Origin of the sequence: Paenibacillus sp., from assembly GCF_035645235.1 — a bacterium.
Classification (GTDB): domain Bacteria; phylum Bacillota; class Bacilli; order Paenibacillales; family YIM-B00363; genus Paenibacillus_AE.
The window spans coordinates 1-24460 of the sequence record NZ_DASQMZ010000152.1 but is presented as its reverse complement, the minus strand read 5'-3'; the positions used below and the strand labels follow the sequence as shown (position 1 = coordinate 24460).

Sequence of the window (24460 nt, the reverse complement as noted above, 5' to 3'; positions counted from 1 at the left end):
CGCCCCCACGCTCGATCGCCCCTCTTCCCGTCGGATGTATCGCCTACTCTATTATGGAGCACCCCTGGTACTCATAGACACCCGCCAAGCGTAAGGACTTTACCGGGGAAACGACGACATGCTCCGCCGCGAGCGCCGCGGTTGCCCGAGTCTAATCCGCAACCGGCCCTCTTGCCCATACCTCCAACTCCGCAAGTTGTACGAAATAGTCCGGGCTGTCCGCTCTGAACTGCGTAACGAGCAGCCGCACGAAGCGAGCTTTCGTTCCTTCCGGCATCGGATATTTCAGAACGGTGTAGGGACGCTCCGTATTCTCTGCGACGGCGACATCCGTCCAATGCGTACCGTCCTCGGAAAGCTGAAGCCGGTAATCGACCGGGAAGTATGCCGCATAGGCGCTATCCGACCTCGGGTACAAGCGCAGTTCTTTTATGTCGTATGTTTCTTCCAGATCCACCTGCAGCCATTCCTCGCGATGCTCGGGTCCGACGTAGGAAGACCAACCGGCCGAAGCTCCGTCGGACGTTCGGAGACCGTCGACCGCTTTCGCCCCGAGCCAATTCGCCGCCCAACTTAATTCAGTGCTGACGCGAACCGGCTTGTTCACGGCTACGTTCCTTGTAAAGTCGCTTACAGGACCGGCCGCCGACGGCGGACGCACTTCGATTTCGGAAATTTGTACATAATAGGCGTTGCCGTTTACATCCCGCATTCTTGTGGCCAACACCTTCACGTACCGGGCATGCGCAGGCTCGAACGTAAAAGTGACCGCTTGCGTCGTCAACGGTTGATCCGTAACGTTGGCAATCGTCGACCATTGCGTACCGTCTTCGGAAATAAGCACTTGATAATCGAGCGGGAAATAGTTGCCCGGTTCGAAGGCGTCGCTTCTCGGAAACAGGGCGATTTCACCGATTTCATGGACGCCTCCGAGATCAAGCTGCACCCACTCCTCGCGGGTAGGAGCTCCTGCGGCGCTCGACCATCCGGCAGAGATGTGGTCGGCGGTCCGGATGCCGTCATTGACCTTGTTGGCATGCCAGTTGCTGTTCGGATCGTCCGTCAAGCTCGAGGACACCGTAACCGTCGACGGCAGCGGCGCAACGACGACCGGAACCATATACTCCGGCTCCTCCGCGGCGCCGACGGGCGCTTCCGGGGTGACCTGACCGATCTCCAGCTCCCGCAGGTTCGCCTTCCCGCCGCTGGCAGTCTGCAGGAAGTTCACTCGCCAGTACTGATACGCCCCGGCATTGGCCTCGAAGGCAAGGGGCGACTGGGGACCTGCTTCGGCCTCCGCGGCCGCCGCGATTTGCGTCCACGAGCCGTCCCGATCGTTCGTCGCTTCCAACGTAAGCGTGTACCGATCCGACCGGCCGAAGTATAACTTAATGGCTTCCGGGGCAACCTTCCGGCCGATATCGACCACGACCCATGACGGGGAACCGGCGTCCGCCGCGAACCACGCTCCGTTCCGCAGGTCTCCGTCCGTTATCTGCTCCGCCCAGTGGGCGGTCACGGAATCGACCGCTAACGTCGATGAGGCCCGAACCGGCTTACCGAACGCCGCATTCCCTGCCGCGTCGAAATTCTCCGCATCGGGATTCACTAATTCGACTCGGTGCGTTCCCGCATCCGTTAGCGCCAGCTCTACAAATCCGTTCGCGTCTGCCTGAACCTCGACGATATGGTCATTGCTTCGTACTTGATAGATAGCCGACGGCGTTTGGTTTACGAACCGAACGACGATATCGCCGGGCAGTTCGTCCAGCGTTACATTGTACGCGTACAGCCCTTCGTACGTTACGCTCATATCTTTGCCTGCCCAGCGGTACAACACTTCGGAACCGACCATGCTTTCGCTGATGAAAGGCGCCAAGACGAGCCGCCCCGCCTCGGGCTGGAAGCCGTAGGCATACGTATACAGCGCCCAAACCGGCAGCACTTGATCCGGCATGCTCTGATGCCATCCATAATCCTGAGGCGTAACGCCGTCCCGTTTCCAAGTCGTCCCGTTCACGAACCCGGTCTGATTGAAATAGTGCGTGAACCGGTTGATATAATAAGGAATCTTTTCCCTATCCCCGTACACGGGGAAACCCGCGTAAAAATCCGCGTCCGGCGCGCCGTACCAGCCGCCGTTCTCGCCGAGCATCGTGTTGACGTGATTGTCGTCCTGCGGCGCCGGGACGGATTCGTCGCGCAAATCGCGGACGTTCATCACATGAAACCCTAAGTTGAAATTGGCATTGTCGCGTTCGATCCGATCCACGAGCTTTCGGGCTCTTTCCGCGGACAACAAGCCGGACCGCAGCGCCGCCCCGTTCGGGGGAAGATAGGCGAGCTCCAGATTGTCCGAACCGTACATGATGGCGCCGATGTCCTCGCTCCACATGCCGCCTTCGTCGAACGACCGGTTCAAAGCTTCCTTCACGCGAAGCGCTAACTGCTCGTATTCGGAAGCTTTGGCGTGGTCGTTGAATGCGATGCGTTCGACCGCCGCCCACGACATAAGCGCATCGTAATACATGACAGTAGTGTAACCGTTGTACTTGCCGACGGACTTCTCCCAATAATCGTTGTGCGTCTCGCGCAACGCCGGATTGTACGGATGGACATTCTTTAGAAGATACACACTCTCGTCTAAGTAAAAGCTGCGCTCGTAAGCCAGCGCTTTATGTACGGATTCCCGCATTTCCTCGGCCCAAGACTTGTCGTTCGTGTATGCGTACAAGTCTGCGATCCCAAGCACGTACCCTAACCCCATGTCCCCGTAGTCGGACCCCCATGCATCCCCTCGCTGCCAAACATAAGGACTCGTAATGTGTCCGTCCGGGGCCTGAGCGCCGTCTCGCACGTTCCGAAGCCCGTTCTTCAGCGTCTCGATGACGCCATCGTCTCTAGTAATCGTCCCCAGCGCTACGTTCCAGTGCTGTTGAATCGCCGGCACCTCGAAGAACACGTTCGGGTTCTCCTGTGCCGTTCCGTATCTATAATCCAGTACCATTAATCGCCCGTAATTGTTCAGCGCTTCGGAAAGCAGCCGTTCGTCCACGCCGTTCAGCGTGCCAAGATCGTAATAAGCGTCATAGTCGGCCGGTTCGAAATCAAGCTTCACCCGATCTACCTGACCGGAAGACACCGTCACGGGCGCATAGATCGGTTGTCCGGTCGGACGGACATGACCCTGCTTCTGGTCCGAATCCGGCCAACCTTCCATGAAATCGGCGCTGGAACCGGTGGCATAATGGAGGTCGTCGCTCGGAGCGGCTACGTTATACCCTAACATGAGGAGTTTTTTCTCCCCCGGCCCGAGGACACGATCTACCTCTATCGCGGCGGGCAGCGTCATCCCTTCCCGGTTCGTGCTTCCGGTAATTCGCAGGGCGGCCCTAGCGTCGTAGCCGGTTAGCAGCGTAAAGGAGGTGTCCTCCATCGCTCTCCGGATATTCGCGTAATAATCGTCGCCGGCGAGGTACCCCGAGCCTCCGGACAAGAACCTGCGCATCGCGCCTCCCTTGCCCCCGACCCAGAAGTTGCCGCCGGAGCGGCTCCATCGGATGTTCTCGACGATGTCCTGTCCGTATTTCATCATCGGGAAGCCCTGCTCTTCGACAGTAAAGTTCCCCTTATATGTCTTCTCGAATGTCACATCCGCACGCTCTTTTTTTGCTTTGATCTCCCAACGCTCCGCCGTGTAATCGGTTTCATATTCGATTGTGACTTTTTGGTTCGATACATCGACGACCGGCGCGCTCGTCGGCGCAAGGCTGCCGCTCCACGCGCCTTCCACTTTGACGGCGGTATGAATAAGTCCCCCGTCTTGAAGGAACTCCGTGCCGTCCACGAGAAGCGATGTAATCGCCACTTCCTCGCGCACATCAACCGTCATCCGGTACCGGTCCCCTTCCACGATGACCGTACCTTCCGCCAGCGTCACCGACGGCTTCGTCTTCCCGTCCTCGGCCGCGGCGGCATTCGCAGGCACTAACCCGACCGCAACGGCGGCGGCCAATAGCGTCGCTAGCAGACTTCGAGGTTTACTCTTCATTAACGATCCCTCTCCCTGTATAAAATGCGAGCATCGCCCGATCCGCGACGACGAATCGGGCGGCCCTGCTTACACCGATTTTAATTGTACCGGACTCATGATCCCCGAGTAGGATCCTAAATCGTCCACATGATGCGGAAACGTCGTCCCGGGGTTGGTGAATACGAGGCTGTATTCCGCCGACTTGCCGGTTCGCACACATTTCAACATGATTTGATTGCGGCCTTGCCGCAAGCGAAGGCCGGTAACGTGGCGATTTTCCGCCGTCCACCAATCCGTATGGCTCGCTTCGCTCACCAGTTCGCCGTTAAGCCATAACTTATATCCGTCCGTGTGACCGAACAACAGATTAACTTCTTGTTCCACGGCGCTGTATACGTCCCGTATCGCATAGACGACGCACGGTCCTTGGAACCCGATCAGGTCGGATACGGAAAACAGATCCTCCGTTACGTTCGCGACCACGTATTCGTGTTCCGCCGCCCCTTCGTTAGCCGCGTCGGCAGTGCCCGGTTCGGGAATGTAGGCCTTCGTCGGGTCCGCCTTCGTATTCAAGTGGAACTGCCGCGACACATCCGCGATCTCGTCCGGGCCGGCCCCTTCGATGTGTGCATAGTACCACTCTCCAAGCTCCGTGCGAGGCAAATCCAAATGATTTTCCCAGAACGGACCGTAGACCTTCCAAATTTGCGCGCCGTTCATTCCGAACGAAGCGCTGAAGCCTGCATATTCGAACGTCAGCCGGTTGTTCTCGCGGAGAACCTCTACCGTGGCCGGGACCGTAACGGCCAATTCGAACTCTTTCTCCTCGCCTGCGGTCAACTGCACATCCCGTCGGTTCCAATTCGCCTGCCAGCCCGCCGGCACGGAGGCGACGAGCGTTCCGGACACCGCCTCCGACATGTCGTTGCGCAGCTTCACGGATACCGTCTTGGTTTCGTTCCACTTGGCGACGGGAATGCCTCGGTAATCGATCGCGAACGAGACGCCTGGCTCCGGCTTCGAGGTCGGTACAGGCTCGAACGCGGGAACGCCCTCGATGTCGACCGCGCGATTGAGTTCGCGATGTACCGTCAACCCGACGCGGCACGTATCCTCCGCGAGGTCTTTCAGCTGGTTGGAACGGCGCGTCACGCGGGCGTCCAACTTATAACTCGTGTCGTAGAACCCGTGCTTGGCGATCAGATGCTCGGCTCCGGAGATAATCCCTAGCATCGCCCCGGCCGTCGCGCAGCTGCAATCCGTATCGAAACCGCAGTTCAGCGCAATCATCGTCGTCTCGATAAAATCCCCCTCGCCGTACAGCAAAGCTACCAGCGTAAAGCCGATATTCTGGTACAGGTTCGTGCAATCCGGATGCCCGTAATCGCGAATGATGCGCGAACGGGTCTTCCGCCAATCGCCGGTCTCGCCGGACCAGCGCACCGTATCCTCGACCAACCTTCGGATACGCGTCCCTTCCGGGAGGAACCGCATGCCTTCGCCCAACAGCTTTCGGATATCGCCCTCGAAGAACGCCATCGCTTCGACCGCCGCCAGAAACTGCTCCGCATACACGGAATCGCCCTCATGGTCCAATACGCCGTCCTTGCCGGCGTATTCGGCGGCCAAATCCGGGTTTCCGGGGCTGATGCAAGCCCAGATCTCCGACCGGATCGGGCACCCCATGCCGTTAATGTAATACCGGTTATTGAAGGCGCCGGAGACGGGAGGATAAATCCCGCGTATATAATTCTTTTTGAAAACGGCGTATTCCCCGGGTACGTAAGGGTATAGATGATAGAACGCATCGGCTAAGTCCATCGACGTGCAATAAATCCCCTTCTGTTCCAAAACATGAAGCCACACCACCTGCAGATCCAGATCGTCGTTCGGAAGCATCTGCTCAATCGCCTTCGGATCGTAAGTATAATCGAACAATTCCTTCCTTCCTTCGAAGGGGGCCCCGATCGTGCCGGCAATGCTTTTTCCGAGCCACGCACCGTAAACCTTGTCTAAATAAACCTCATATGGCAGCTTCATATTGTTTCTCCTCCACAGTCGGACGAATTCTCTTTTTGGAAAACGATTCATTCGGAGCGAATTACTTCAAGACGACTTCGAATTGGTCCAGCTGTTTCTGGGCGAGTTCTCTGACTTCGTTCAAACCGGCCTTCTCCATTCTCCCTTTAATGCTCTGCAGTTCTTCTTCGACGGTGCCTTTCACTACGCCATGGTAGAGCGGGAGCACATACTGCGTGTTAATTTCGCTAAGCGCCGCGTTGTTGTTTTTGACGTCATTCAAATCCGGCGTAAAGCTGCGAAGATTGGTCTGCTTCACCTGGTCCTGCGCTCGTTTTAACACTTCCGCGTAGTTGCTCAAGCCGTTGTCCGGCGTTAAGAAGAAGCGGTCGTCGATCCAGCCGTAGGGGTAGGCGCCGTTCGGCGGGAACCCTGTGGCGCCGGGCAAGGAAATCAACTGATTGTCTTCCGAGATCTCGTAGTGCTTTCCTTTAATTCCGTAATAAGTGAGGTGAGCATAGTCGACATCGTTACGGAACAAGTCGAGCATCATTAGGGCTCTTTCCGGATTTTTTGAATTTTTCCCAATGGCAATGCCGTTGTTAATGAACGGGTTCGCTAAATACGGTTTATCGGCGTTGACCGGATAAAATCTGACATCCCATTCCGGATGCTCCACATTCATGACTTGGAACAATGTGTTGGCGGTAGGCAAGTTTTCGAAGGTGGCCGCGCTCTTTCCGCTCTTCATCGACTCTGCCGCAGGCACTTTACTTGCCAAAGCGTTCTTCTGCCAATACCCCTTCTCGTTCCAATCCCTGAGACGATGAAATAAAGCCGCGGCATTCGGGGAGTCGTACATATACTCGTATTTCGGCTTTGCCTCGTCGATCGGAAGCGTAAACAGCGTCCCGTCAGGATTGTACAAACCGAAGGGTCTCGTCAAATGTTCCTGAACGAACAACGCGTTGTTATTCGTATCCCACGGAATCATCTCCGGCTCGTTCTGTTTCACTGCCGCGAGGTACGTCTCGAAATCTTCCAGCGTCTTTATGTCCGGGATTTGGTACTTCTTCATCAAGTCCCCGCGGACCAAGAAGCCATGAATGGTAATTTCCCTGTAATTCATCGGAAGCGCATACAATTTCCCGTCCACCATGGCGGAATCGAACACTTCTTGCGCCGTATTCGCCAGCGTCTGAGGCGCATATTTCTCGAGATCTTCTCTCGTAATCTCCCGGTACGCGCCGCTTCGCGAGTTCGGGAAATAATTGTTCCAATTGGCCGTCGCGATTAAGTCGAAATCGTCTCCGGAAGACAGCATCAGGGGAATCTTCGTAAATACGTCCCCCCAACCGACGAACTCCACTTCTACGGTTGCGTTAATATCCTCTTTCAATTTCTTGTTGATTTCGCCATAGACGAGATCCGTATCCTGAGGCTTGTCGCCTAGAAGCACCATGCGAAGTTTAACTTCCTTAGAGGTGTCGGGTTTTCCCGCATCCGCCGGCTGCGGCTGCGCCGTTTCCCCGCTCGTTACGTTTTCCCCTTCCGCAGCTTTCTCGCCTGACGCAGTGCCCTCGCCCGTCTCTGCGGTCCCGCCCCCGGTCGAACAGCCGCTCATAGCGAGGACAATGGATAACATTGCGATAAGAAACCTAAACCTGTTACTGAAAGACATGTCTTTACCCTCCCAGAACTTTTTTTATATAATACCGGTTTCCCGACATTATCCCTTCACGGCGCCGATCGTAATGCCTCCCACGATGTATCGTTGGGCGAGCGGATAGACCAACATGATCGGCGCAACGGCGAGCACGGTCATTGCAAGCTTTACCGTCTCCTTCGGCAGCTCTACGCTTGGAATGCCGCTGACGGCCGACATATTTGCAAGCGCATTCGCTTGGTTAAGAATGTTATACAAGTAAAATTGTAAGGGGTATAATCGTTCATCCGATATAAAGAGCATGGCATTGAACCAGTCGTTCCAATAGGCCAGCGCAATGAAGAGCCCCACCGTCGCAAGTCCAGGCTTGGCGATCGGTAAGACGAGGGCGATAAAGATCTTCAATTCGCCGGCGCCGTCCATCTTTCCGGACTCGACGATCGCCTCCGGGATCGAAGCGTAGAAGCTTTTCATGACCAAAATGTTAAACACATTCAGAAGCAGCGGGAGGAGAAGCGCCAGGTACATATCCTTCATATGTAAGTAATCCACCATGATGATGTAATACGGGACAAGTCCTCCGCTAAATACGGAAGTCAAATAAATGTAAAACGCCGCTATATTTCGATACCGCACATCCTTGCGCTGCAAGACGTACGCCGTCATCGCGGTGATGAAGACGCCGATCGCCGTTCCGACGACGACCAGCGACACGGACACCGATACCGCCCGGACGATTTCCCAAGGCGCTTTAAACACGAGCTCGTACGCCGCGAACGACCATTCGCCGGGGAATAGCCGGTATCCGTTCCTCACGACCTCCGACTCTTTCGTTAAAGAACCGACGAAGATCAGCAGGAACGGCAACACGCAGCATAGCGAAATGAGGATTAAGATGATGTACCCTGTAACCGCGAATAATCGCTTATCCAAAGACTGTCGCATGGACTTCCCCTCCCTGCCGCGGCGTTAAAACAAGGAATAATCGGAATTAACGCGCTTCACTACGTAATTCGTGATAAGAATAATGGCAAAGCATAGAACGGATTGGAAAAAGCCCGCCGCGGCCGACATCCCGATGTCGGAAGAGTTGATCAGCGACCTGAATACGTAAGTGTCAATGACGTCCGTCGCATCGAACAGCGCCCCGTTATTGCCGACCAGCTGGTAGAACAAGTCGAAGTTGCCGCGGAAAATATTGCCTACTGCAAGAAGAACGAGGATAACCGTTGTCGGGACCGTGAGAGGAATCGTGATGTGCCTAATGCGCTGGAATATCGTCGCTCCGTCGATTTTTGCCGCTTCGTTCAAGCTCGGATCGATTCCCATAATGACGGCCAAATAAATTAAGGATCCGAATCCAACCGATTTCCAATTGTTGAACGCGACGATAATATACTTCCAATAGCTCCCTTCCCCATAGAAGTCGAGCGGTTCTTTCCCGACCATCTTCAGCAACGAATTAATGAAACCGTATTCATAGTTCAGTAAGTTATAGGCGATAATCCCTACAATGACCCAAGATATGAAGAAAGGGAACAGCAAGGTCGACTGGATAATCTTTTTCGCCCATACGCCCCCGAGCTCCGCGATGATAATCGCGACCAGAAGTTGGAGGGAGAGCCCCGTAATGATGAAGGCCGTGTTATAGAGCAAGGTGTTCTTTGTAATTAACCACGCTTTCCCGGAGATAAAGAAAAACTCGAAGTTGTCGAAACCCGTCCACGGACTCATAAACAACCCGGTGTCGTAACGAAACTCCTTGAACGCGACGACCATGCCGGCCATCGGCAAATACGCAAGAACGAAGTAAAACAATATCGAAGGCAGCAACATTGCGTATAGCGTTTTATTTCTTAGAAACTCGAAAACGACGCTTCCCCGATTCGCTCTCATCGACCTTCCCCCGCCTCCCAACCTGTCGCTCCCATTTTAGAAAACGATTCATTTCTATGGCGAAAAGAAAACTATTTTGAAAACCTTTCGAATTCGAATTCGTCCGTCGCGCTGAAATCGGTCGATTTTCGGATCACTAACGTGCCGGAGAAGGATTCGTTGACGACACCCTCGATTTCCCCTTTAATCGCCTTCTCAATAATCCGTACGGCCCTTGCCGTCATTTCGTATACAGGCAACGCCACAGACGACAGCCTGGGCGTTACGATCGTCGACAGCGGAACGTCGTCGTATCCCATGACCGCAATGTCCTCCGGGATTCTTACGTTCCGGCTCTCTAAATATTTAAGCACTCCGATAGATATCGAGTCGTTCGCCCCCATAATGGCCGTGGGCAACGGGTGTCTCTTAAGTAACTGCTGAACGCTGTGGTATCCCTCGCTGATTTGGTAGCTGTCGCATGCGACGATCAAATTTTCATCCACTTCGATGCCAGCGTCGAGAAGCGCCTGACGATACCCCTCAAGGCGCTGCCGACCCGTTTCCAAATCCAAGCCGGCCGCAATAAACCCGATTCTTTTATGCCCGATGGAAGTTAGATAAGATACCGCTTGGTACATCCCCGCCTGATCGTCGACGACGACGGAATGAATGTCGGTTCCGGGAAACGCTCGCTTAAAGGAAACCACCGGGACTCTCTTGGCAATCTCGCAAAGCTCCGCGAGCACCTCCTCCTCCCATCCGAAGGTCGATACGATCAATCCATCGATCCCGCGCATAACCATGTCCCGAATTTCCTGGGTAGAAAGCGATTTATTCGGCTCCGTAGAGTACAACACGGGTACGCACCCGATATTGCGAAGTTCCATGGATACCCCTCGGAAAAACTCTACGAAATAAGGGTCGTTCGTAAACGGGACCATGATGGCCACAAGGTTTGTCGTTTTCGTTCGAAGACTGCGAGCCACCATATTCGGTTGGTAATCTAACTCCTGGATCGCCTTCAAAACGCGAAGCTTCATTTTCTGAGAAACGCCGGGGCTTCCATTCAGCACCTTCGAAACCGTTCCGTTCGATACGCCGGCATATTTCGCTACATCTTTTAATTGGGTCATGCTTGCACCTCCCCCCTCATCCGCGAAAGCAAACGATGGATTTTGGAAAACGATTCATTTTTAAGTTTTGAGTCAGTATATAACCTGCCCCACATGGTTGTCAACAATAATTTGTAACCGCTTCCCGCACAGAGAGGGGACGTCCGTATAAGGACGTCGCTCACCGGGATCCGCGGGTCAATCGACCCGCATTGCAAAGCTATCCCTGCTTCTGCCGCGCGTTCCGCGCCCGCTTGCACATGCCGCCGAGCGCGTATCGCGCTCGCCATACCCGCGTCGAGGCGGTTAGAACCGACCCGACTTAAAGATGGCGAGCAGCAGCCATCCGAGCATGAGCATGGCGATGCCGAAGCCGATTTCGATCGCCGGCACGTTCCATAGCACGGTCGGGCGGCGGCTGAGCGAGGAACCGATTATTAGCCCGGCCATGACGATGCTGAAGGAAAGCATGACGATGCTGAACGACAGCCGGTTGCCGATGCGGTCGAGCTTGCGCAGGAACGCGTCCAGCTCCGGGACGCTGATTTCGAGCCGCGCCCGGCCGCTCTTCGCGAGGCGCAGCAGCTCGCTCGCCTGCCCCGGCAGCCGAAGCAGCGTCTCGCCGTAATCGGACGCTTCCCGCCATGCCCGCTGCGCGAGCTTCTTCGGGTGCAGCCGCTCCTTGAGCAGCTTCAGCCCGAACGGCTCGGCGACGGTGACGATGGCGATCTCCGGGTCGAGGGCGACGACGACGCCCTCGACCGTGAGCAGCGCCTTGCCGAGCAGCACGAAGTCCGGCGGGATTCGCACCTGATGGCGATGCGCCGTGTCCAGCAAGTCGGTGACGGCCTCGCCGAGGCTGATTTCCCCGAACGGGACGCCGTAATACTTGTCCCGCAGCTCGTCGACGTCGCGGCGGAGGGCGTCGAGATCGACGTCCTCCGCAAGCAAGCCCATATGCAGCACGGCCTTCATGATCCCGTCCGTGCTTTGCCGCATGAGCGCGATGATGAGATCGGAGAAGCTTTCCTTCATCGCGGGGGTCAGCCGCCCGACCATGCCGAAGTCGAGGAAGGCGACGGCGCCGTCCGGCATGGCGAGCAAATTGCCGGGATGCGGATCGGCGTGGAACAGGCCTTCGACGAACATCTGATGGAAGAGCGCTTTGAGGATGCGGTCGGCGAGCGTTTTCCGATCCAATCCCTCGGCGTCTAATTGCTCGAGGCGGGCGACCTTGACGCCCTCGAGGTATTCCATGACAAGCACGCGCTTCGACGTGTACGGCCAATAGACGGTCGGCACCCGCACGGTGTCGTCCCGCTTGAACTGCTTGGCGATGAGATCCGCGTTGCGCCCCTCGACGCTGTAGTCGAGCTCCTGCAGCAGCGATTTGCCGAGTTCCCCGACGATGCCCTGCAGCTGGTAGCGGCGCGCCCACTCGAATCGCTGCTCGGCGATGGCCGCGAGGTTGCGGAGAATTTCCAGATCGGTGCGGATGGCCGGCGCGATGCCGGGGCGCTGAATTTTCACGGCGACGCGTTCCCCGGTCCGCAGACGCCCGAGGTGCACCTGCCCGATCGAAGCGGCCGCGGCGGGCTCCGGATCGAACTCCGCGAAGACGTCCTCGAGCGGGCGTCCGAGCTCCGACGCGACGATGTTCCGCGCGACCGCGTACGGGAACGGCCCGACCTGATCCTGCAGCTTCGCGAGCTCCGACACGATATCGGCCGGCAGCGCGTCGGCCCGCGTGCTAGCGAGCTGTCCGAGCTTGACGAACGTCGGCCCGAGCTCTTGGATGACGTAGCGGAGACGCTCCCCGACCGACTTGCGCTCGATCTCCCGCGCGCCGCGAAACAGCCGGGCGGGAAGCGACAGCGCCTGGAACAGCTCCGTCTCCTCCACGACGAAGCCGAAGCCGTGCCGGATGAGCGCCGACGCGATCTCGCGGTAACGATTCATATGCCGAATTTGCCTGCCGATCAACATGCGCTCTCCTCCCGTCGTTCGCTCGCCCGCGGCTTTCAGGCGGATCGTGCCCCCAGTCGGGGGGCCGCCCCCGTTACATCGTCGGCGCGTCCGGCGTCCCGGCGACTCCCGTCGAGCCCGCTTCCGCCGGCTTCGCTTCGAGCGCGGCGAGCCGCGCCTCGAGCCGCGCCACGTCCTCCTTCGTCGCGACGCGCAGCTCCGCCAGCACCTGGTGCAGCTGCTCCTTCACGAAGCGCTTCAGCTCGGCCTGCTCCTCATCGCCCCGCTGCAGGAGCCGCGCGAGCAGCTCCTTCGATTCCCCCGGCGCGACTTCGCCTTTCTTGACCAAGTCGTCGACGTACTTTTCGACCTTCTCCTTGCTTGTTACCGTAATGCCGATGCCGAGCGACACGGCTTTCTTCAAGAGCTCGTTCATCATGGGGACTGCCTCCGTCCGTATGCATGGATTTGCATGTAGACTTCTCCAGTTCGCCCGAAATTATGTAATCGACAGCGTTCGTCGAGTCGCGAAGTACCGTGGGGCACGCCTTAGACGCGGACAAAATGTGCAGTAATACAGTTATTCGGCCGGAAAAACCATCCTGCGCTTTGAAATAGATGTAAATCTCGCATTGTATGCGCTTACATAAAACGACAGGGAAGAAAATGGATGTATTTTTTGCCATCAACGATGCCCCACCGGTCCGCCATCGTCCGCGGGTACGAGTACGCGAACGATGGGACAGACCGGAGCGGCGTGGGATCCCTCCTAGTGCCACTGCAGATGCTCGTAGATTTTCATGGCGCGCGGCACGAAGCCTTCCGCGTGATCCTCTAGGTAGCGGATCGTTACGATGATCCAACGCCCGTCCCGCTCGAGCAGCGCTACGGTCCCGATGACGCCAAAGCCGTCGGCTTCATCGATCTTCGTAATGCCGAACTCCTCTACGCTGCCCGGGAACCGGGGCGGCGCGTCCTCTGAGTAAGCTTCCACAGTGAAACCGGATGCGCGCTGCAGCTCCTTCGCGTACGCGGCGATCGTCTCCCGCGTGTACGTTCCCGCGGGCCGGAACAGGCCGAACGCCGAGCGCGGCTCCGGCACGCCGCCGAACGCGGCCGTGGCGAGAAATCCGTCGCCTTCGCCCGAGCTCGACGAAGCGGCTTCGAGCCACTCCGGAATGTACGTCGTAAACCCCAGCGCCGCGTCCTCGTACAGCCGCAGCGAGATTGGCTCCTCCATCCCCTCGAGCTCGATCGTCTCCGTGATCGACGCGGGACGTGAAGCGGGCGGGGGCGCGGGCTCCGGCGCGTTCGTCTGCGGCGGAGCCGCCGGCGGCGGCCCGCCGCCCGGGGCCAAAGACGCCGCACCGATCGCGAGCGCGAGCAACAACAACCAAAGGTTCGTCATGCGTCGCATAACCTCCTTCTTTATAGTTAAGGACGCATGGACGCCTCGCGAAGTTGCTGGGAAGCGCTTCCGCCGTTACGCCCGCCGCTCCGCAGCCCGGCGCCGGCCGTACATCGCGCTGCCGATCACGCCGGCTTCGTCGCCGAGCGAGGCCGGCACGACATCGATGCGCGCCCAATAGTCGGGGATGAGCGACGCCTCCATCTCCCGGCGCACCGGCTCCAGCAGCCGTTCGCCCGCCGCCGCCGCGCCGCCGCCGACTATGACCCGATCGGGGCTGAACAGCGTCACCGCGTACGCCAGTCCGCGCCCAAGCCACCGCCCGGTCGATGCCAGCACCTCCCGAGCGACGTCGTCGCCGTCGTCGTACGCCCGCGAGACGTCGAAAGCGGTCAGGCCGCGCAGCTCGGACTCCGGGAACCGGTCGCGGAGCACCGACGCCCGCCCCGCCGCGACGAGCGCGCGCGCTTGCCGCACGATACCGGTGGCCGACGCGACCGTCTCGAGGCAGCCCGTCAGCCCGCAGCCGCAGCGGTACGGGATGCCGTCGAGGCGGAGATGGCCGAGCTCGCCGGCCATGCCGCCGCTCCCGTAAAACAGCCGCCCTTCCGTCACGAGCGCCGCCGCGAGCCCCGTGCCGACCGTCACCCCGAGCACATGCGCCGCCCCTCGGCCGGCCCCCGCCATCGCCTCGCCGTACACGTACAGCCGCACGTCGTTATCGATCGCCGTCGGCGCGCCGAGCCGGCGCTCCACCTCCCGGGCGACGGGCACGCCGCGCCATTGCAAGTTGCCGCTCAGCAACGAAATCCCGGCTTCCCGATCGACGAAGCCCGGGACGCCGATGCCGACCGTCGTCGCGGCAGGGTCGACGCCGAAGCCGCCGAGCAAAGCCGCCGCCGAGGCGGCGATCCGGTCGAACAACGCGTCCGGCCCCTCCTCCGCTCGCGTCGGGATTTTCTCCGACGCCGCGACGCGCCCGCCGCCGTCCACTAAGCCGATTACCGTATTCGTCCCGCCGATATCCACGCCGATACTAACATGCACGGCTGCCACTCCCTTTTCCGTCCGGAATCTCTTCCCTCTTATCATACAAACAATTTTCGAAAATGTCTCTATATTGATCGTTACAATCAAAAATTTTGATTGAAACATTCACGACCATCCGGTAAGCTGAAAGACATAACCATCCACCCACCGAAGGAGCGAATCGACCGATGTCACCTAAAATTCCCGGCTCGTTGACGTACCCCGAAATCGGCTCGCAAGCGGAGGCGCTGGCCGCCGCAAGAGCGCAGCTGCATCGGCAAGACGCCTGGATCGACCGTTACCTCCGCGCCGCTTACGACGAAGTCGTGTTCATCGGCTCCGGCTCGTCGTACTACCAAGCGCAGACGATGGCGGCGACGTTCCGCGAATGGCTCGGGCGCAGCGCGATCGCGCTGCCGTCCTCCGAGCTATTCCTGTTCCGCGAGACTGCCGTCCGCCGCGACGCGAAACGCGTCCTCGTCGTCGGCGTCTCCCGCTCCGGGGAGTCGACCGAGGTCATCCTCGCGCTCGAAGCCGTCCAGTCGCTGCCCGGCTGGTCGACGTGCGGCATTACGTGCCACGAGACGAGCAAGCTGTATGCGATCGCCGACAGCCTGCTCTCCCCGAAAGGCAAAGAAGAAAGCACCGTCATGACGAAGTCGTTCAGCAGCATGACGTACATGATGCAGTGCGCGATCGCGGCGGCCTCCGGCGACGCGGCGCATGACGCGGAGCTGCGGCGCGTCGAAGCGGCCTGCGCCGACGTTACCGCGCGGGCGGATCTAGCGGCGAAACGCATCGTCGATACCTACGATCTAAATAAATTCATCTATTTGGGCATGGGCGCCTATTACGGCCTCGCGCAGGAAGCTTCGCTGAAAATCAAAGAGATGTCCTACGTCTGGACGGAAGCGTTCGGCACGCTCGAATTCCGGCACGGACCGAAGTCGATCGTGGAGCCGGGCACGCTCGTCGTCGCCTTCGTCTCCGAAGCTGCGCGCGCGTACGAGCTGAAGGTCGCCGAGGAGATGAAGGGATACGGCGCGACCGTCCTCCTGCTCGTCGAGCGGTCCGGCGACGATACCGCCTTCGCCGACGAGACGTTCGTCGTCGGGGGCGCCGGCGTCGGCGACGCGGCCCGCGCGTCGGCGTACATGCCGCTCGTGCAATATCTCGGCTACTACACGGCGCTCAAGCGCGGGCTCGACCCCGACCATCCGCGCAACCTTACCCAAGTCGTAAAAATTTAAAGGAGCGTTCGCATGTCGGAAGCGAAGTCCAAGGGCGAACGCCGCCGGGAAGACATCCTGACGCTGCTCAAGCGCAACGGCGAGCTGTCCGTGAAGGAAATCGTCGACGCGTTCGGCTGCTCGGAGGCGACGGCGCGCCGGGATCTGGACGTTCTGAGCAAATCCCGGGAGGTCATCCGCACGATCGGCGGGGCGGCCTTCGAGGGCTACACTGGCGCGGAGGCGTCGTTCCACGAGAAGAAGCATATCAGCTGGTTGGAAAAGGAAGCCATCGCCGCGACCGCCGCCTCCCTCGTCGAGGAGGGCGACGTCATCGGCCTCACCGGCGGCTCGACGACGTTCATGATCGCCCGGGCGCTCAAGAGCCGCCGCAACATTACGATCGTCACGAACGCGATTAATATCGCTTACGAATTGGCCGACAGCGACGGCCTGCAGGTCGTCGTCACCGGCGGCGTCATGCGCGGCAAGAGCTTCGAGCTGTGCGGGCCGCTCGCCGAGACGACCGTCTCCGGCCTGCATATCGGCACCATGTTTCTCGGCGTCGACGGCGTGACGGCCGCGCACGGCGTCACGACGCACAACGAGCTGGAAGCGCGCATCGGCCGGCAGCTCATGGAGCGCTCGAGCCGAACGATCGCCGTCTTCGACCGCAGCAAGGCAGGGCGCGCCTCGCTGTTCGGCATCGCTCCGCTCGAGGCGCTCGCCGGCTGCATCACGGACGCGCCGCTCGACGAGCCGCTCGCCGGCGCCCTGCGCGACCGCGGTATTCCCATTTGGATTTCGGAAAGGAAGTCGAACCCATGACCTTGGTATCCTCCACCGCCATGCTGCAAGCCGCCCGGGCGGGCGGCTACGCGGTCTGCGCCTTCAACGTGCATACGCTCGAGATGCTGCAGGCCGCCGTCGAAGCGGCCGCCGAAGCGGACGCGCCGCTCATCCTGCAGTCGACGGTCGGCACCGTGAAGCATCTCGGCGCCGACTACATCGCCGCCGCCGCGAAGACGGCCGCGGCGCGCACGCGCATTCCGATCGCGCTGCATCTCGACCACTGCACCGAGTTCGACGTCATCGTGCAGTGCATTCGCGCCGGCTACACGTCCGTCATGATCGACGCCTCGCACGATCCGTTCGAAGAGAACGTGCGGCAGACGCGCCGCGTCGTCGAGCTCGCCGCCGCCGTCGGCGTGAACGTCGAGGCGGAGCTCGGCCGCGTCGGCGGCGTCGAGGACGACCTCGTCGTCGCCGACGCCGATGCGCTGCTCGCCGATCCGGACGAATGCGCCGCCTTCGTCGAGGCGACCGGCGTACCGACGCTCGCGCCCGCGATCGGCACCGCGCACGGCATCTACAAGGGCGAGCCGAACATCGACTTCGCCCGCATCGAACGCATCGCGGCGAAGGTGGACGTGCCGCTCGTGCTGCACGGCGGCTCCGGCATCCCGGAGGCGCAGGTGCGCCGCGCCGTATCGCTCGGCATGGCGAAGATGAACGTCGCCACGGAGCTGCGCATCGTGTTCTCCGACGCGATCAAGGCGGTGTTCGCCGCGAACCCGGACGAGAACGATCCGCGCAAATATATGATTCCGGCGAAGAAGGCGCTGAAGGCCGCGGCGCTCGAGAAAATTCGGCTGTGCGGCTGCGCCGGCAAAGCCGCCGACGCAAGATGAGCGCCCGGACGAGCGTCGTGACCGTCACGCTCAACGCGGCGGTCGACAAGACGTACCTCGTGCCGACGCTGCCGCTCGGCCGGGTCACCCGCGTGCCGGAGATGGTCGCGTATCCCGGCGGCAAGGGCGTCAACGTCGCCCGCGTGCTGAAGCAGCTCGGCGTCGACGTCGTCGCGGCCGGCTTCGTCGCCGGGCATAACGGCGCCTTCATCCGCACCGAGCTGACGAAGCAGGGCATCGCCCACGACTTCGTCGACCTCCCCGGCGAATCGCGGCTGTGCCTGAACATTCTGCACGACGGCGGCACGTCCACCGAGCTGCTCGAGCCGGGGCCGACCGTAACGGAGGCCGATCTCGAGGCGCTCGAGCGGAAGCTCGCCGCGCTCGCGGCCGACGCGGCGATCGTCGCCTTCTCCGGCAGCGCGCCGGCGGGGGCGCCCGCCGACGTCTACGCGCGGCTCATCGCCGTCGCGCGCGCCGCCGGCGCGCTTGCGTTCCTCGACACGAGCGGAGCGCTCCTCGTCGAGGGGCTGCGGGCGAAGCCCGACTTCGTCAAGCCGAACCAGGACGAGATCGCCGCGCTGCAGCGGCGCCCCGCCGCGACCGACGGAGACCTCGCCGCGCTCGTGCGGGAGCTCGTCGCCGGCGGCATCGGCTGCGCGGCGATCACGCTCGGCGCGGACGGCTCGCTCGTCGGCGCGGACGGCGCCGTCTACCGCGTGCGCGTGCCGGCGCTGCCCGTCGTCAGCGCCGTCGGCTGCGGCGACGCGTTCGTCGCCGGCTTCGCGGCTGCGACGCTGCGCGGCGAGCCGATCGAAGCGCGCCTGCGCCTCGCGGCCGCCGCCGCCTGCGCCAACGCGCTCCACCGCGAAGCGGGCCGCGTCGACGCGGCCGAGCTCGAGCGGCTGCTTCCGCGCATCGACGTCGCTCCGCTGTAAATTCGTCCGCCAGCAAGCATGGCGCGGGAGGCCGGCTCGCGTCCCGCGCAAAAATACAAAACATGCAGTTATTACGCCCGCCCTAACCGATGAAAGGTTTATCAACGATAAAAAATACGGCTAATTCGGATGTGGAATCGAGTACACAACCTGAAATAGCTGTATTTTTTGTTTCATCCCCCCGTGCGAACCCGCCGCGGGGACAAAATACCTGCACAAATCGTCCCCGACGACGAAGTCGACGCCCGAAGGAGGAACGTATCCGCCCCGCATTGCGTGTTGACCGCCGACCGACAGCGCAGTACGATGAAGCCACAACCCTTAAAGATCACGAAAGGAGCCCGACCGATGACGCTCGCCAGACCCCCCTGCTAATTCTCGGCCTTCCGCCGAGCTCGTCCGCCCCCGCTCGACGTTCGCAGCCGGCTTCATCTACGAACGAATCGAGAGGGGATCGCAAAGATGCATGCATTACGCAATGTTAGAACGTTATACGCCGTACGTTTCTTCCAAAGCCTCGTTCCGGCTTACGTGATCGAGCGGCTGTATTGGGAGCAGCGCGGCATGTCGATCGCGGAGGTCGTCTATACCGAGATCATCTACGCCTCGACGATCGTATTGTTCGAAATTCCGACAGGCGCGCTCGCCGACCGGTACGGCCGCAAGAAGCTGATCGTCCTGGCGGCGGCGCTCGGCTGCGCGGAGTTTCTGATGCTGCTGTACGCGGAGACGTTCTGGCACTTCGCCGTCGTCGTCGCGCTCGCCGGGGTCGCGTCCGCGGCCGCCAGCGGCTCGGAGAACGCGCTGCTGTACGACAGCTTGGACCGCGCCGGGCAGGCGAGCGCCTTCGAGCGAAAGCTCGGCCGGCTCAACGCGCTCGACCTGTCCGCGTCCGTCGCCGCGGCGCTCTCCGGCGGCTTTCTCGCCGGCCGCTTCGGCTTCGAGCTGAACTATTGGTTGTCGCTCGTCGGCGCGACCGTCGCGCTCGCGCTGTCGCTGCGCCTCGTCGAGCCCCCGGCGGCGGGAAGCGCGGGCCGGGCCGGCGAGGAAGCCGGCGAAGACGAGCGCGTCCCGCTTCGCCGCATCGCCTTGGAATCGCTGCGCTTCTTCCGCGGCCGCCGCGACGTGCGGCTCGTCCTGCTGTCCGGCATGCTCGTCGGCGCGGCGATGACGTACATCGACGAGTTTTGGCAGCTGTATCTGGATCGAATCGGCGTCCCCGTCGGCTGGTTCGGGCTGTTCTCCGCGGCGCTGCTCGCCATGCGCATGCCGGGCAGCCTGCTCGCGGACGCGCTCCTGCGCCGCTTCCGGCACCGCACGCTCTTGGTCGGCGCGCTGGCCGCGTTCGCCGTTTGCCTCGCCTGCCTCGGCTTCGCGCCCGGCGCCGCGGGCATCGCGGCGATGCTGTTCGCCTGTCTTGCGTCCGGGGCCGTCGACCCGATCGCGGCCGGCTACCTGCATCATCGGATCGACGGACCGATGCGGGCGACGATCGACTCGTTCCGGTCGCTCGCCGGGAACGGCGTCGCGCTGGCGGCCGGCCTCGGCTTCGGCTGGGCTTCGTCCAAAGCGGACGTCTTCGGCGGCTACGCGTTCCTTGCCGCCCTCTGCGCCGCGTTCCTGCTGTATTTCCTTCCCGCCGCAAAGAAAAGCTTGCCTTCATAGAAGCAGAGCAGCGGAGCCGACGGTCGTCGGCTCCGCTTTCTTTTGCGCTGCGACGGTTTTCCATTTTCTGAATAAAAGAATTTCAAAAAGGTGAAAACAACGGGGTACGGACGACGGGAGGTGAACCGAGAATGACGACGGCCGCGAAGGACGCGTTGGCGCCGCACGAGATGCTGCAGGTGCTGGAAGTGCTGACGCTCAAGAACGTGTGTCTCACGAAATCGAAAACGATGCAGGCGCTGGTGCAGGACGAGGAGCTCAAGACGATTCTCCAGACGGATGTAAAAAATTCCGCCAAGGATATTATGGAATTGCGCGGATTGCTGCAGAAGGCGCATTGAGGATAAATCGAGGAGGAGGGGTTCGATGAACGCGATATTAGAGCAAATGACGGGCATGAAAGCGTTAAGCGATCAAGTGATCGCGACCGACTTCTTGCTTGCCGCGAAGACGGGGGTCAGGACGTACGGGATCGCGATTACGGAGTCGACGCATCCCGAGGTGCGCGCGATTTTGAAGAAACAGATGGACGAAGCCGTCTTGACCCATGAGGCGATTACGGCCTATATGGTGAAGAAGGGCTTCTATCATCCGTTCGACCCGAAGGAGCAAATGCGCGTCGACCTGAAGCTGTCGGACGTCGCCCTGCAGCTCGCCGATTAGGGAGCGCTCGCGCACGGCGAACGTCGTCTCCGAAGCCGCGCCGTGGTTCGCTTTCGAGCCCGGGCGGCTTCTTTCGCTTGCGCGAAAAATAAAGGTTGCCACCCGCCCGCCGTTCGATCAAAATCCTACATGTAGCTTTCATCGGGAACAAGCGTCATTCATCGGGGGGTCGGCATACATGGGGTACGGGCAAGAACGACGGGCGAAGGGCGCATTGCCGTTCCGGACGCCTTTTTATTACGGGTGGTTGATGGTGGCCGTCGGCGCGATCGGGGTGTTTTTCTCCGGACCGGGCCAAACGTACTCGAACGCGGTGTACATCGCCTCCTACGTGGAGGAATTCGGCATGAGCCAGACGGCGGTCGCTTCCGTCTACTCCGCGGCGACGCTCGCCTCGGGGCTGCTCTTATTTTTCATGGGGCGCTGGGTCGACCGGTACGGGCGGCGCGCGATGATGACGGCGGCGGCGCTGCTCCTCGGCGCGTCCTGTCTGTATAACAGCTTCGTCGTCGGACCGGCGACGTTGTTTTTCGGCTTCTTTCTGGTCCGTTATTTCGGGCAAGGCTCGATGACCCTCATTCCGAACACGCTGGTGTCCCAATGGTTCGTCAAGTACCGCGGCCGGGCGCTCGCCTTCGCGGCGCTCGGCGGCTTGCTCGGCGCCGCGGCGTTCCCGCCGCTGACGAACGCGCTGATCGACGCCTACGGGTGGCGCGCCTCCTGGCGCATCGTCGGCGTCGCCCTGCTCGTCCTCGTCGTCCCCGTTGCCTTCGTATTGGTGCGCAACCGGCCGGAGGACGTCGGCCTGCGGCCCGACGGCGCGGCCGTCCCGCCCGCGGGCGCGCCGGAAAACGGCTCCCCGGAGACGGAGGAGGCGGCTTGGACGCTGGCGGAGGCGATGCGTACGCGAGCGTTCTGGTTCGTCATGGTTTGCGGAGCGATCCCCGCCATGGTCAATACGGGGTTGACGTTCCAACTGTTCGCCATCCTGGCGGAGCAAGGCGTCGACCGGCACACGACCGCGTACCTCCTCGGCCTCATCCCGCTCGTCAGCTTCGGCTGCTCGCTGCTGTCCGGCTTCGTCGTCGAGCGCGTCAAGGCGCATCGAATCTTGGCCTTGGCTTTCGCATTGAACCTTGTGCCGCTGGCCGCCTTGATGTACGCGCAAAGCTACGCGGCGGTGTTAACGTTCGCCGTCTCTTGGGGCGTCGCCATCGGCGTTATGAACATTCCGTTCGGCGTCATCTGGCCGAATTATTTCGGACGGAAGCACCTGGGCAGCATTCAAGGCTTTACGCATACGGCGGGGGTCATCGGCTCCGCCTTGGGCCCGATCCCGTTCGGGTGGGCGTTCGACCGGTTCGGCAGCTACTCGCCCGTACTCGCCGCCGCCGCAGTCTTCTGGGTCATCGGCTCGGCGCTGGCGCTGTTCGCCCCTCCGCCGAGCCGGGACCGCTCGTCGGCGTAGCCGGCGCGCCCGCCGTTCACCATGGCAGCAGGCGGCCCGTATCCGCCTCGAGGTAAAGCGGCTGCTCGTGGATTTCCTGCCCGCGCTCTTCGATGCGGCGCAAAATATGGGCGGCCGCCTGTTCGGGCGTATACATCGCTTCCGAGCTGAACACGCCGGTGATCATCGATTGCACCCAGCCCGGGTGAAACAGCATGACGCGGCCGCCCTCCCCCTTGATGCGGGTATGTATAATCGTCGAACCCATATTCAGCGCCGCCTTCGCCATACAATACCCGAACCAGGCCTCCCGATAGCTCTGCATGATGCTGCCGGCCTCCGAAGAAATATTGACGATCAACTTCCCGCCGCTCATGATCGGCTCGATCAACGCGTTCGTCATCCGAATCGCGCCTAAGGCCGTAATATTGTAATTCCGAAGCATGTCGTCGAAGTCGAGGTTTTCATAGATCGTCCGCTCCGTCTCCCCGAGGATCGCCGCATTGTTCAATAACAAATCCAACCGGTCCGTTCGCGACTGCACGAACGCGGCCGCCTCCTTCACGCTCCGGTCGTCTCCGATATCAACGTAAAAATTATGTAACCGTTCCGGATAAAGCGCTTTCAGTTCCGCAATCGATTCGTTCCCCCGAACGATGCCTCCCGCGAACACGGTGCCGCCCTGCTCCAGCAGCAGCCTCGTCAGCGCCAAGCCGACGCCCCGATCCGTTCCCGTCACGCATGCGATAGGGCTTTGCATGACACTTCCCCCCTCTATACTAAGAAAAAGAGTCCCAGCTTCCCCTTATTTATAGCAGGAAATGGCGGCGGAATCGATGCTTTCTTTCGAACGGAAACCCGGAATCGTTCTGTCCCGCCTCCGGCGCGTCTACAAGGCCGAGAACAACAAGCCGACGATCAGGAAGAAGCCGACCAGCATCGCGGCCGGAATGAGCGCGCTCCCGAGCGCCCGCCAAGCGGAAAACCGGTGCGCCTCGCCGATCGCCTTCAGCGCCACCGCGACGGACCAGACGGCAAGGATCAGTTCGACGGTAATGATCAGATAAAATAAAACCTGCTTCCAAGCGCTTGCGTCGATCGAGGGCGTCTCCGCCGTAAACATCTCCCCGCCGAACAGAAGCAACTGCGGAATCCATAACGCCCCCATCGCCGCCGGCATCGAGACGCCCCTGCCCAGCGCGACGAGCATATCGTCGTAGGACGCCTCCCCGCCGAGCCACCTTCCGGTGGTCCGCAGGATAAGAGCCCCTAGGTACAGCCCGATCAGTCCGCCGATCATGCCGCCGACAAGAACGACGGCGGCCAGCGCGCCTGCGGGCATATCGTCCAACGCGCTGCGCTGGGATGCGCGGTCCAGCGCCCCGACGATCCCGGCGAGGAGCGCGATCGGAAGGATACCTTTCAGCGGCTCGGGGGTATCATAACGAATAGCGCGTCACTTCCGGATTTGTTACGATGATGCTAGATTCGACGTGACCCGAAGGAGCGAAGGCGCATGACGCTGCAGCAATTGAAATATATTTTATCCATCGTAGCGTGCGGCTCGATCAGCGAGGCGGCCAAGCGGCTGTTCATCTCGCAGCCGAGCCTCTCGAGCGCCGTGAAAGACCTGGAGCAGGAGCTCGGCATCGACATCTTCGTCCGGTCGGCGCGGGGCATCGCGCTCTCCAGCGAAGGCGTCGAGTTTCTGTCGTAC

Annotated in this window: 21 protein-coding genes; 9 read left to right on the top strand and 12 right to left on the bottom strand. The window is 60.7% G+C overall.

What is annotated here, in order from left to right; genetic code table 11:
• Positions 1-151 precede the first annotated feature (151 nt).
• From VEZ38_RS15055 to VEZ38_RS15010, 10 genes are all read right to left on the bottom strand, one after another.
• Positions 152-4051, bottom strand: a complete 3900-nt coding sequence (locus VEZ38_RS15055) for a discoidin domain-containing protein (RefSeq protein ID WP_324894806.1) — start codon at positions 4049-4051, stop codon at positions 152-154.
• Between the two features lie 69 nt (positions 4052-4120).
• The gene (locus tag VEZ38_RS15050) at positions 4121-6073 is read right to left on the bottom strand and encodes an ADP-ribosylglycohydrolase family protein (RefSeq protein ID WP_324894803.1); all 1953 of its coding nucleotides are present in this window, start codon (positions 6071-6073) and stop codon (positions 4121-4123) included.
• Positions 6074-6134: 61 nt separating this feature from the next.
• A complete protein-coding gene (locus tag VEZ38_RS15045; RefSeq protein ID WP_324894801.1) occupies positions 6135-7514 on the bottom strand; it encodes an extracellular solute-binding protein in 1380 nt (459 codons plus the stop codon).
• Positions 7515-7781: 267 nt separating this feature from the next.
• Entirely contained in the window at positions 7782-8663 is an 882-nt protein-coding gene (locus VEZ38_RS15040) for a carbohydrate ABC transporter permease (protein WP_324894799.1), read from the bottom strand.
• Between the two features lie 24 nt (positions 8664-8687).
• Positions 8688-9614: an ABC transporter permease gene (locus tag VEZ38_RS15035; protein WP_324894797.1), complete on the bottom strand. Its 927-nt coding sequence runs from the start codon at positions 9612-9614 to the stop codon at positions 8688-8690.
• Positions 9615-9685: 71 nt separating this feature from the next.
• Positions 9686-10729: a LacI family DNA-binding transcriptional regulator gene (locus tag VEZ38_RS15030; RefSeq protein WP_324894795.1), complete on the bottom strand. Its 1044-nt coding sequence runs from the start codon at positions 10727-10729 to the stop codon at positions 9686-9688.
• A 285-nt stretch (positions 10730-11014) separates the two neighbouring features.
• Positions 11015-12691, bottom strand: coding sequence for an AarF/ABC1/UbiB kinase family protein (locus tag VEZ38_RS15025; RefSeq protein WP_324894841.1), 1677 nt, complete (start codon positions 12689-12691; stop codon positions 11015-11017).
• Positions 12692-12767: 76 nt separating this feature from the next.
• On the bottom strand, positions 12768-13112 hold the full coding sequence (locus tag VEZ38_RS15020) for a phasin family protein (RefSeq protein ID WP_324894793.1): 345 nt from the start codon (positions 13110-13112) through the stop codon (positions 12768-12770).
• Positions 13113-13442: 330 nt separating this feature from the next.
• Positions 13443-14081, bottom strand: a complete 639-nt coding sequence (locus tag VEZ38_RS15015; protein WP_324894792.1) for a hypothetical protein — start codon at positions 14079-14081, stop codon at positions 13443-13445.
• 75 nt (positions 14082-14156) lie between these two features.
• Positions 14157-15128 carry an ROK family protein gene (locus VEZ38_RS15010; protein WP_324894790.1) on the bottom strand — a complete coding sequence of 324 codons (972 nt, stop codon included), beginning with the start codon at positions 15126-15128 and terminating at the stop codon, positions 14157-14159.
• Between the two features lie 170 nt (positions 15129-15298).
• Between VEZ38_RS15010 and VEZ38_RS15005 the strand changes: the two genes are divergently transcribed.
• The 8 genes from VEZ38_RS15005 (at position 15299) to VEZ38_RS14970 (ending at position 22764) form a co-directional block, all read left to right on the top strand.
• Positions 15299-16360, top strand: coding sequence for an SIS domain-containing protein (locus tag VEZ38_RS15005; RefSeq protein WP_324894788.1), 1062 nt, complete (start codon positions 15299-15301; stop codon positions 16358-16360).
• Between the two features lie 12 nt (positions 16361-16372).
• Positions 16373-17167: a DeoR/GlpR family DNA-binding transcription regulator gene (locus tag VEZ38_RS15000; RefSeq protein ID WP_324894786.1), complete on the top strand. Its 795-nt coding sequence runs from the start codon at positions 16373-16375 to the stop codon at positions 17165-17167.
• The gene (fba, locus tag VEZ38_RS14995; RefSeq protein ID WP_324894784.1) at positions 17164-18030 is read left to right on the top strand and encodes a class II fructose-1,6-bisphosphate aldolase; all 867 of its coding nucleotides are present in this window, start codon (positions 17164-17166) and stop codon (positions 18028-18030) included. The genes VEZ38_RS15000 and fba overlap by 4 nt, the downstream gene beginning before the upstream one ends.
• Complete coding sequence (locus tag VEZ38_RS14990) at positions 18027-18968, top strand: 1-phosphofructokinase family hexose kinase (RefSeq protein WP_324894782.1); 942 nt, start codon at positions 18027-18029, stop codon at positions 18966-18968. The genes fba and VEZ38_RS14990 overlap by 4 nt, the downstream gene beginning before the upstream one ends.
• Before the next feature lie 462 nt (positions 18969-19430).
• Positions 19431-20633, top strand: coding sequence for an MFS transporter (locus tag VEZ38_RS14985; protein ID WP_324894780.1), 1203 nt, complete (start codon positions 19431-19433; stop codon positions 20631-20633).
• A 131-nt stretch (positions 20634-20764) separates the two neighbouring features.
• On the top strand, positions 20765-20974 hold the full coding sequence (locus VEZ38_RS14980; protein ID WP_324894778.1) for a hypothetical protein: 210 nt from the start codon (positions 20765-20767) through the stop codon (positions 20972-20974).
• A 25-nt stretch (positions 20975-20999) separates the two neighbouring features.
• Positions 21000-21296 (top strand): spore coat protein, encoded by a 297-nt coding sequence (locus VEZ38_RS14975; RefSeq protein WP_324894776.1) that lies wholly within the window; start codon positions 21000-21002, stop codon positions 21294-21296.
• A gap of 178 nt (positions 21297-21474) precedes the next feature.
• A complete protein-coding gene (locus tag VEZ38_RS14970) occupies positions 21475-22764 on the top strand; it encodes an MFS transporter (RefSeq protein ID WP_324894774.1) in 1290 nt (429 codons plus the stop codon).
• Positions 22765-22780: 16 nt separating this feature from the next.
• Here VEZ38_RS14970 and VEZ38_RS14965 read toward each other — a convergent pair whose 3' ends face one another.
• Together VEZ38_RS14965 and VEZ38_RS14960 are read right to left on the bottom strand one after the other, a co-directional pair.
• Complete coding sequence (locus tag VEZ38_RS14965) at positions 22781-23503, bottom strand: SDR family NAD(P)-dependent oxidoreductase (protein ID WP_324894772.1); 723 nt, start codon at positions 23501-23503, stop codon at positions 22781-22783.
• 129 nt (positions 23504-23632) lie between these two features.
• Positions 23633-24151 carry a YIP1 family protein gene (locus VEZ38_RS14960; RefSeq protein WP_324894839.1) on the bottom strand — a complete coding sequence of 173 codons (519 nt, stop codon included), beginning with the start codon at positions 24149-24151 and terminating at the stop codon, positions 23633-23635.
• A gap of 108 nt (positions 24152-24259) precedes the next feature.
• Here VEZ38_RS14960 and VEZ38_RS14955 point away from each other — a divergent pair.
• A partial coding sequence (locus VEZ38_RS14955; RefSeq protein ID WP_324894770.1) for a LysR family transcriptional regulator occupies positions 24260-24460 on the top strand: 201 nt, incomplete at its 3' end.

Excerpts from the sequence above, each read along its gene's own strand:
- VEZ38_RS15055 (WP_324894806.1), bottom strand. The coding sequence starts at position 4,051 with ATGAAGAGTAAACCTCGAAGTCTGCTAGCGACGCTATTGGCCGCCGCC.
- VEZ38_RS15050 (WP_324894803.1), bottom strand. The coding sequence starts at position 6,073 with ATGAAGCTGCCATATGAGGTTTATTTAGACAAGGTTTACGGTGCGTGG.
- VEZ38_RS15045 (WP_324894801.1), bottom strand. The coding sequence starts at position 7,514 with ATGGTGCTTCTAGGCGACAAGCCTCAGGATACGGATCTCGTCTATGGC.
- VEZ38_RS15040 (WP_324894799.1), bottom strand. The coding sequence starts at position 8,663 with ATGCGACAGTCTTTGGATAAGCGATTATTCGCGGTTACAGGGTACATC.
- VEZ38_RS15035 (WP_324894797.1), bottom strand. The coding sequence starts at position 9,614 with ATGAGAGCGAATCGGGGAAGCGTCGTTTTCGAGTTTCTAAGAAATAAA.
- VEZ38_RS15030 (WP_324894795.1), bottom strand. The coding sequence starts at position 10,729 with ATGACCCAATTAAAAGATGTAGCGAAATATGCCGGCGTATCGAACGGA.
- VEZ38_RS15020 (WP_324894793.1), bottom strand. The coding sequence starts at position 13,112 with ATGATGAACGAGCTCTTGAAGAAAGCCGTGTCGCTCGGCATCGGCATT.
- VEZ38_RS15015 (WP_324894792.1), bottom strand. The coding sequence starts at position 14,081 with ATGACGAACCTTTGGTTGTTGTTGCTCGCGCTCGCGATCGGTGCGGCG.
- VEZ38_RS15005 (WP_324894788.1), top strand. The coding sequence starts at position 15,299 with ATGTCACCTAAAATTCCCGGCTCGTTGACGTACCCCGAAATCGGCTCG.
- VEZ38_RS15000 (WP_324894786.1), top strand. The coding sequence starts at position 16,373 with ATGTCGGAAGCGAAGTCCAAGGGCGAACGCCGCCGGGAAGACATCCTG.
- fba (WP_324894784.1), top strand. The coding sequence starts at position 17,164 with ATGACCTTGGTATCCTCCACCGCCATGCTGCAAGCCGCCCGGGCGGGC.
- VEZ38_RS14990 (WP_324894782.1), top strand. The coding sequence starts at position 18,027 with ATGAGCGCCCGGACGAGCGTCGTGACCGTCACGCTCAACGCGGCGGTC.
- VEZ38_RS14985 (WP_324894780.1), top strand. The coding sequence starts at position 19,431 with ATGCATGCATTACGCAATGTTAGAACGTTATACGCCGTACGTTTCTTC.
- VEZ38_RS14980 (WP_324894778.1), top strand. The coding sequence starts at position 20,765 with ATGACGACGGCCGCGAAGGACGCGTTGGCGCCGCACGAGATGCTGCAG.
- VEZ38_RS14975 (WP_324894776.1), top strand. The coding sequence starts at position 21,000 with ATGAACGCGATATTAGAGCAAATGACGGGCATGAAAGCGTTAAGCGAT.
- VEZ38_RS14970 (WP_324894774.1), top strand. The coding sequence starts at position 21,475 with ATGGGGTACGGGCAAGAACGACGGGCGAAGGGCGCATTGCCGTTCCGG.
- VEZ38_RS14965 (WP_324894772.1), bottom strand. The coding sequence starts at position 23,503 with ATGCAAAGCCCTATCGCATGCGTGACGGGAACGGATCGGGGCGTCGGC.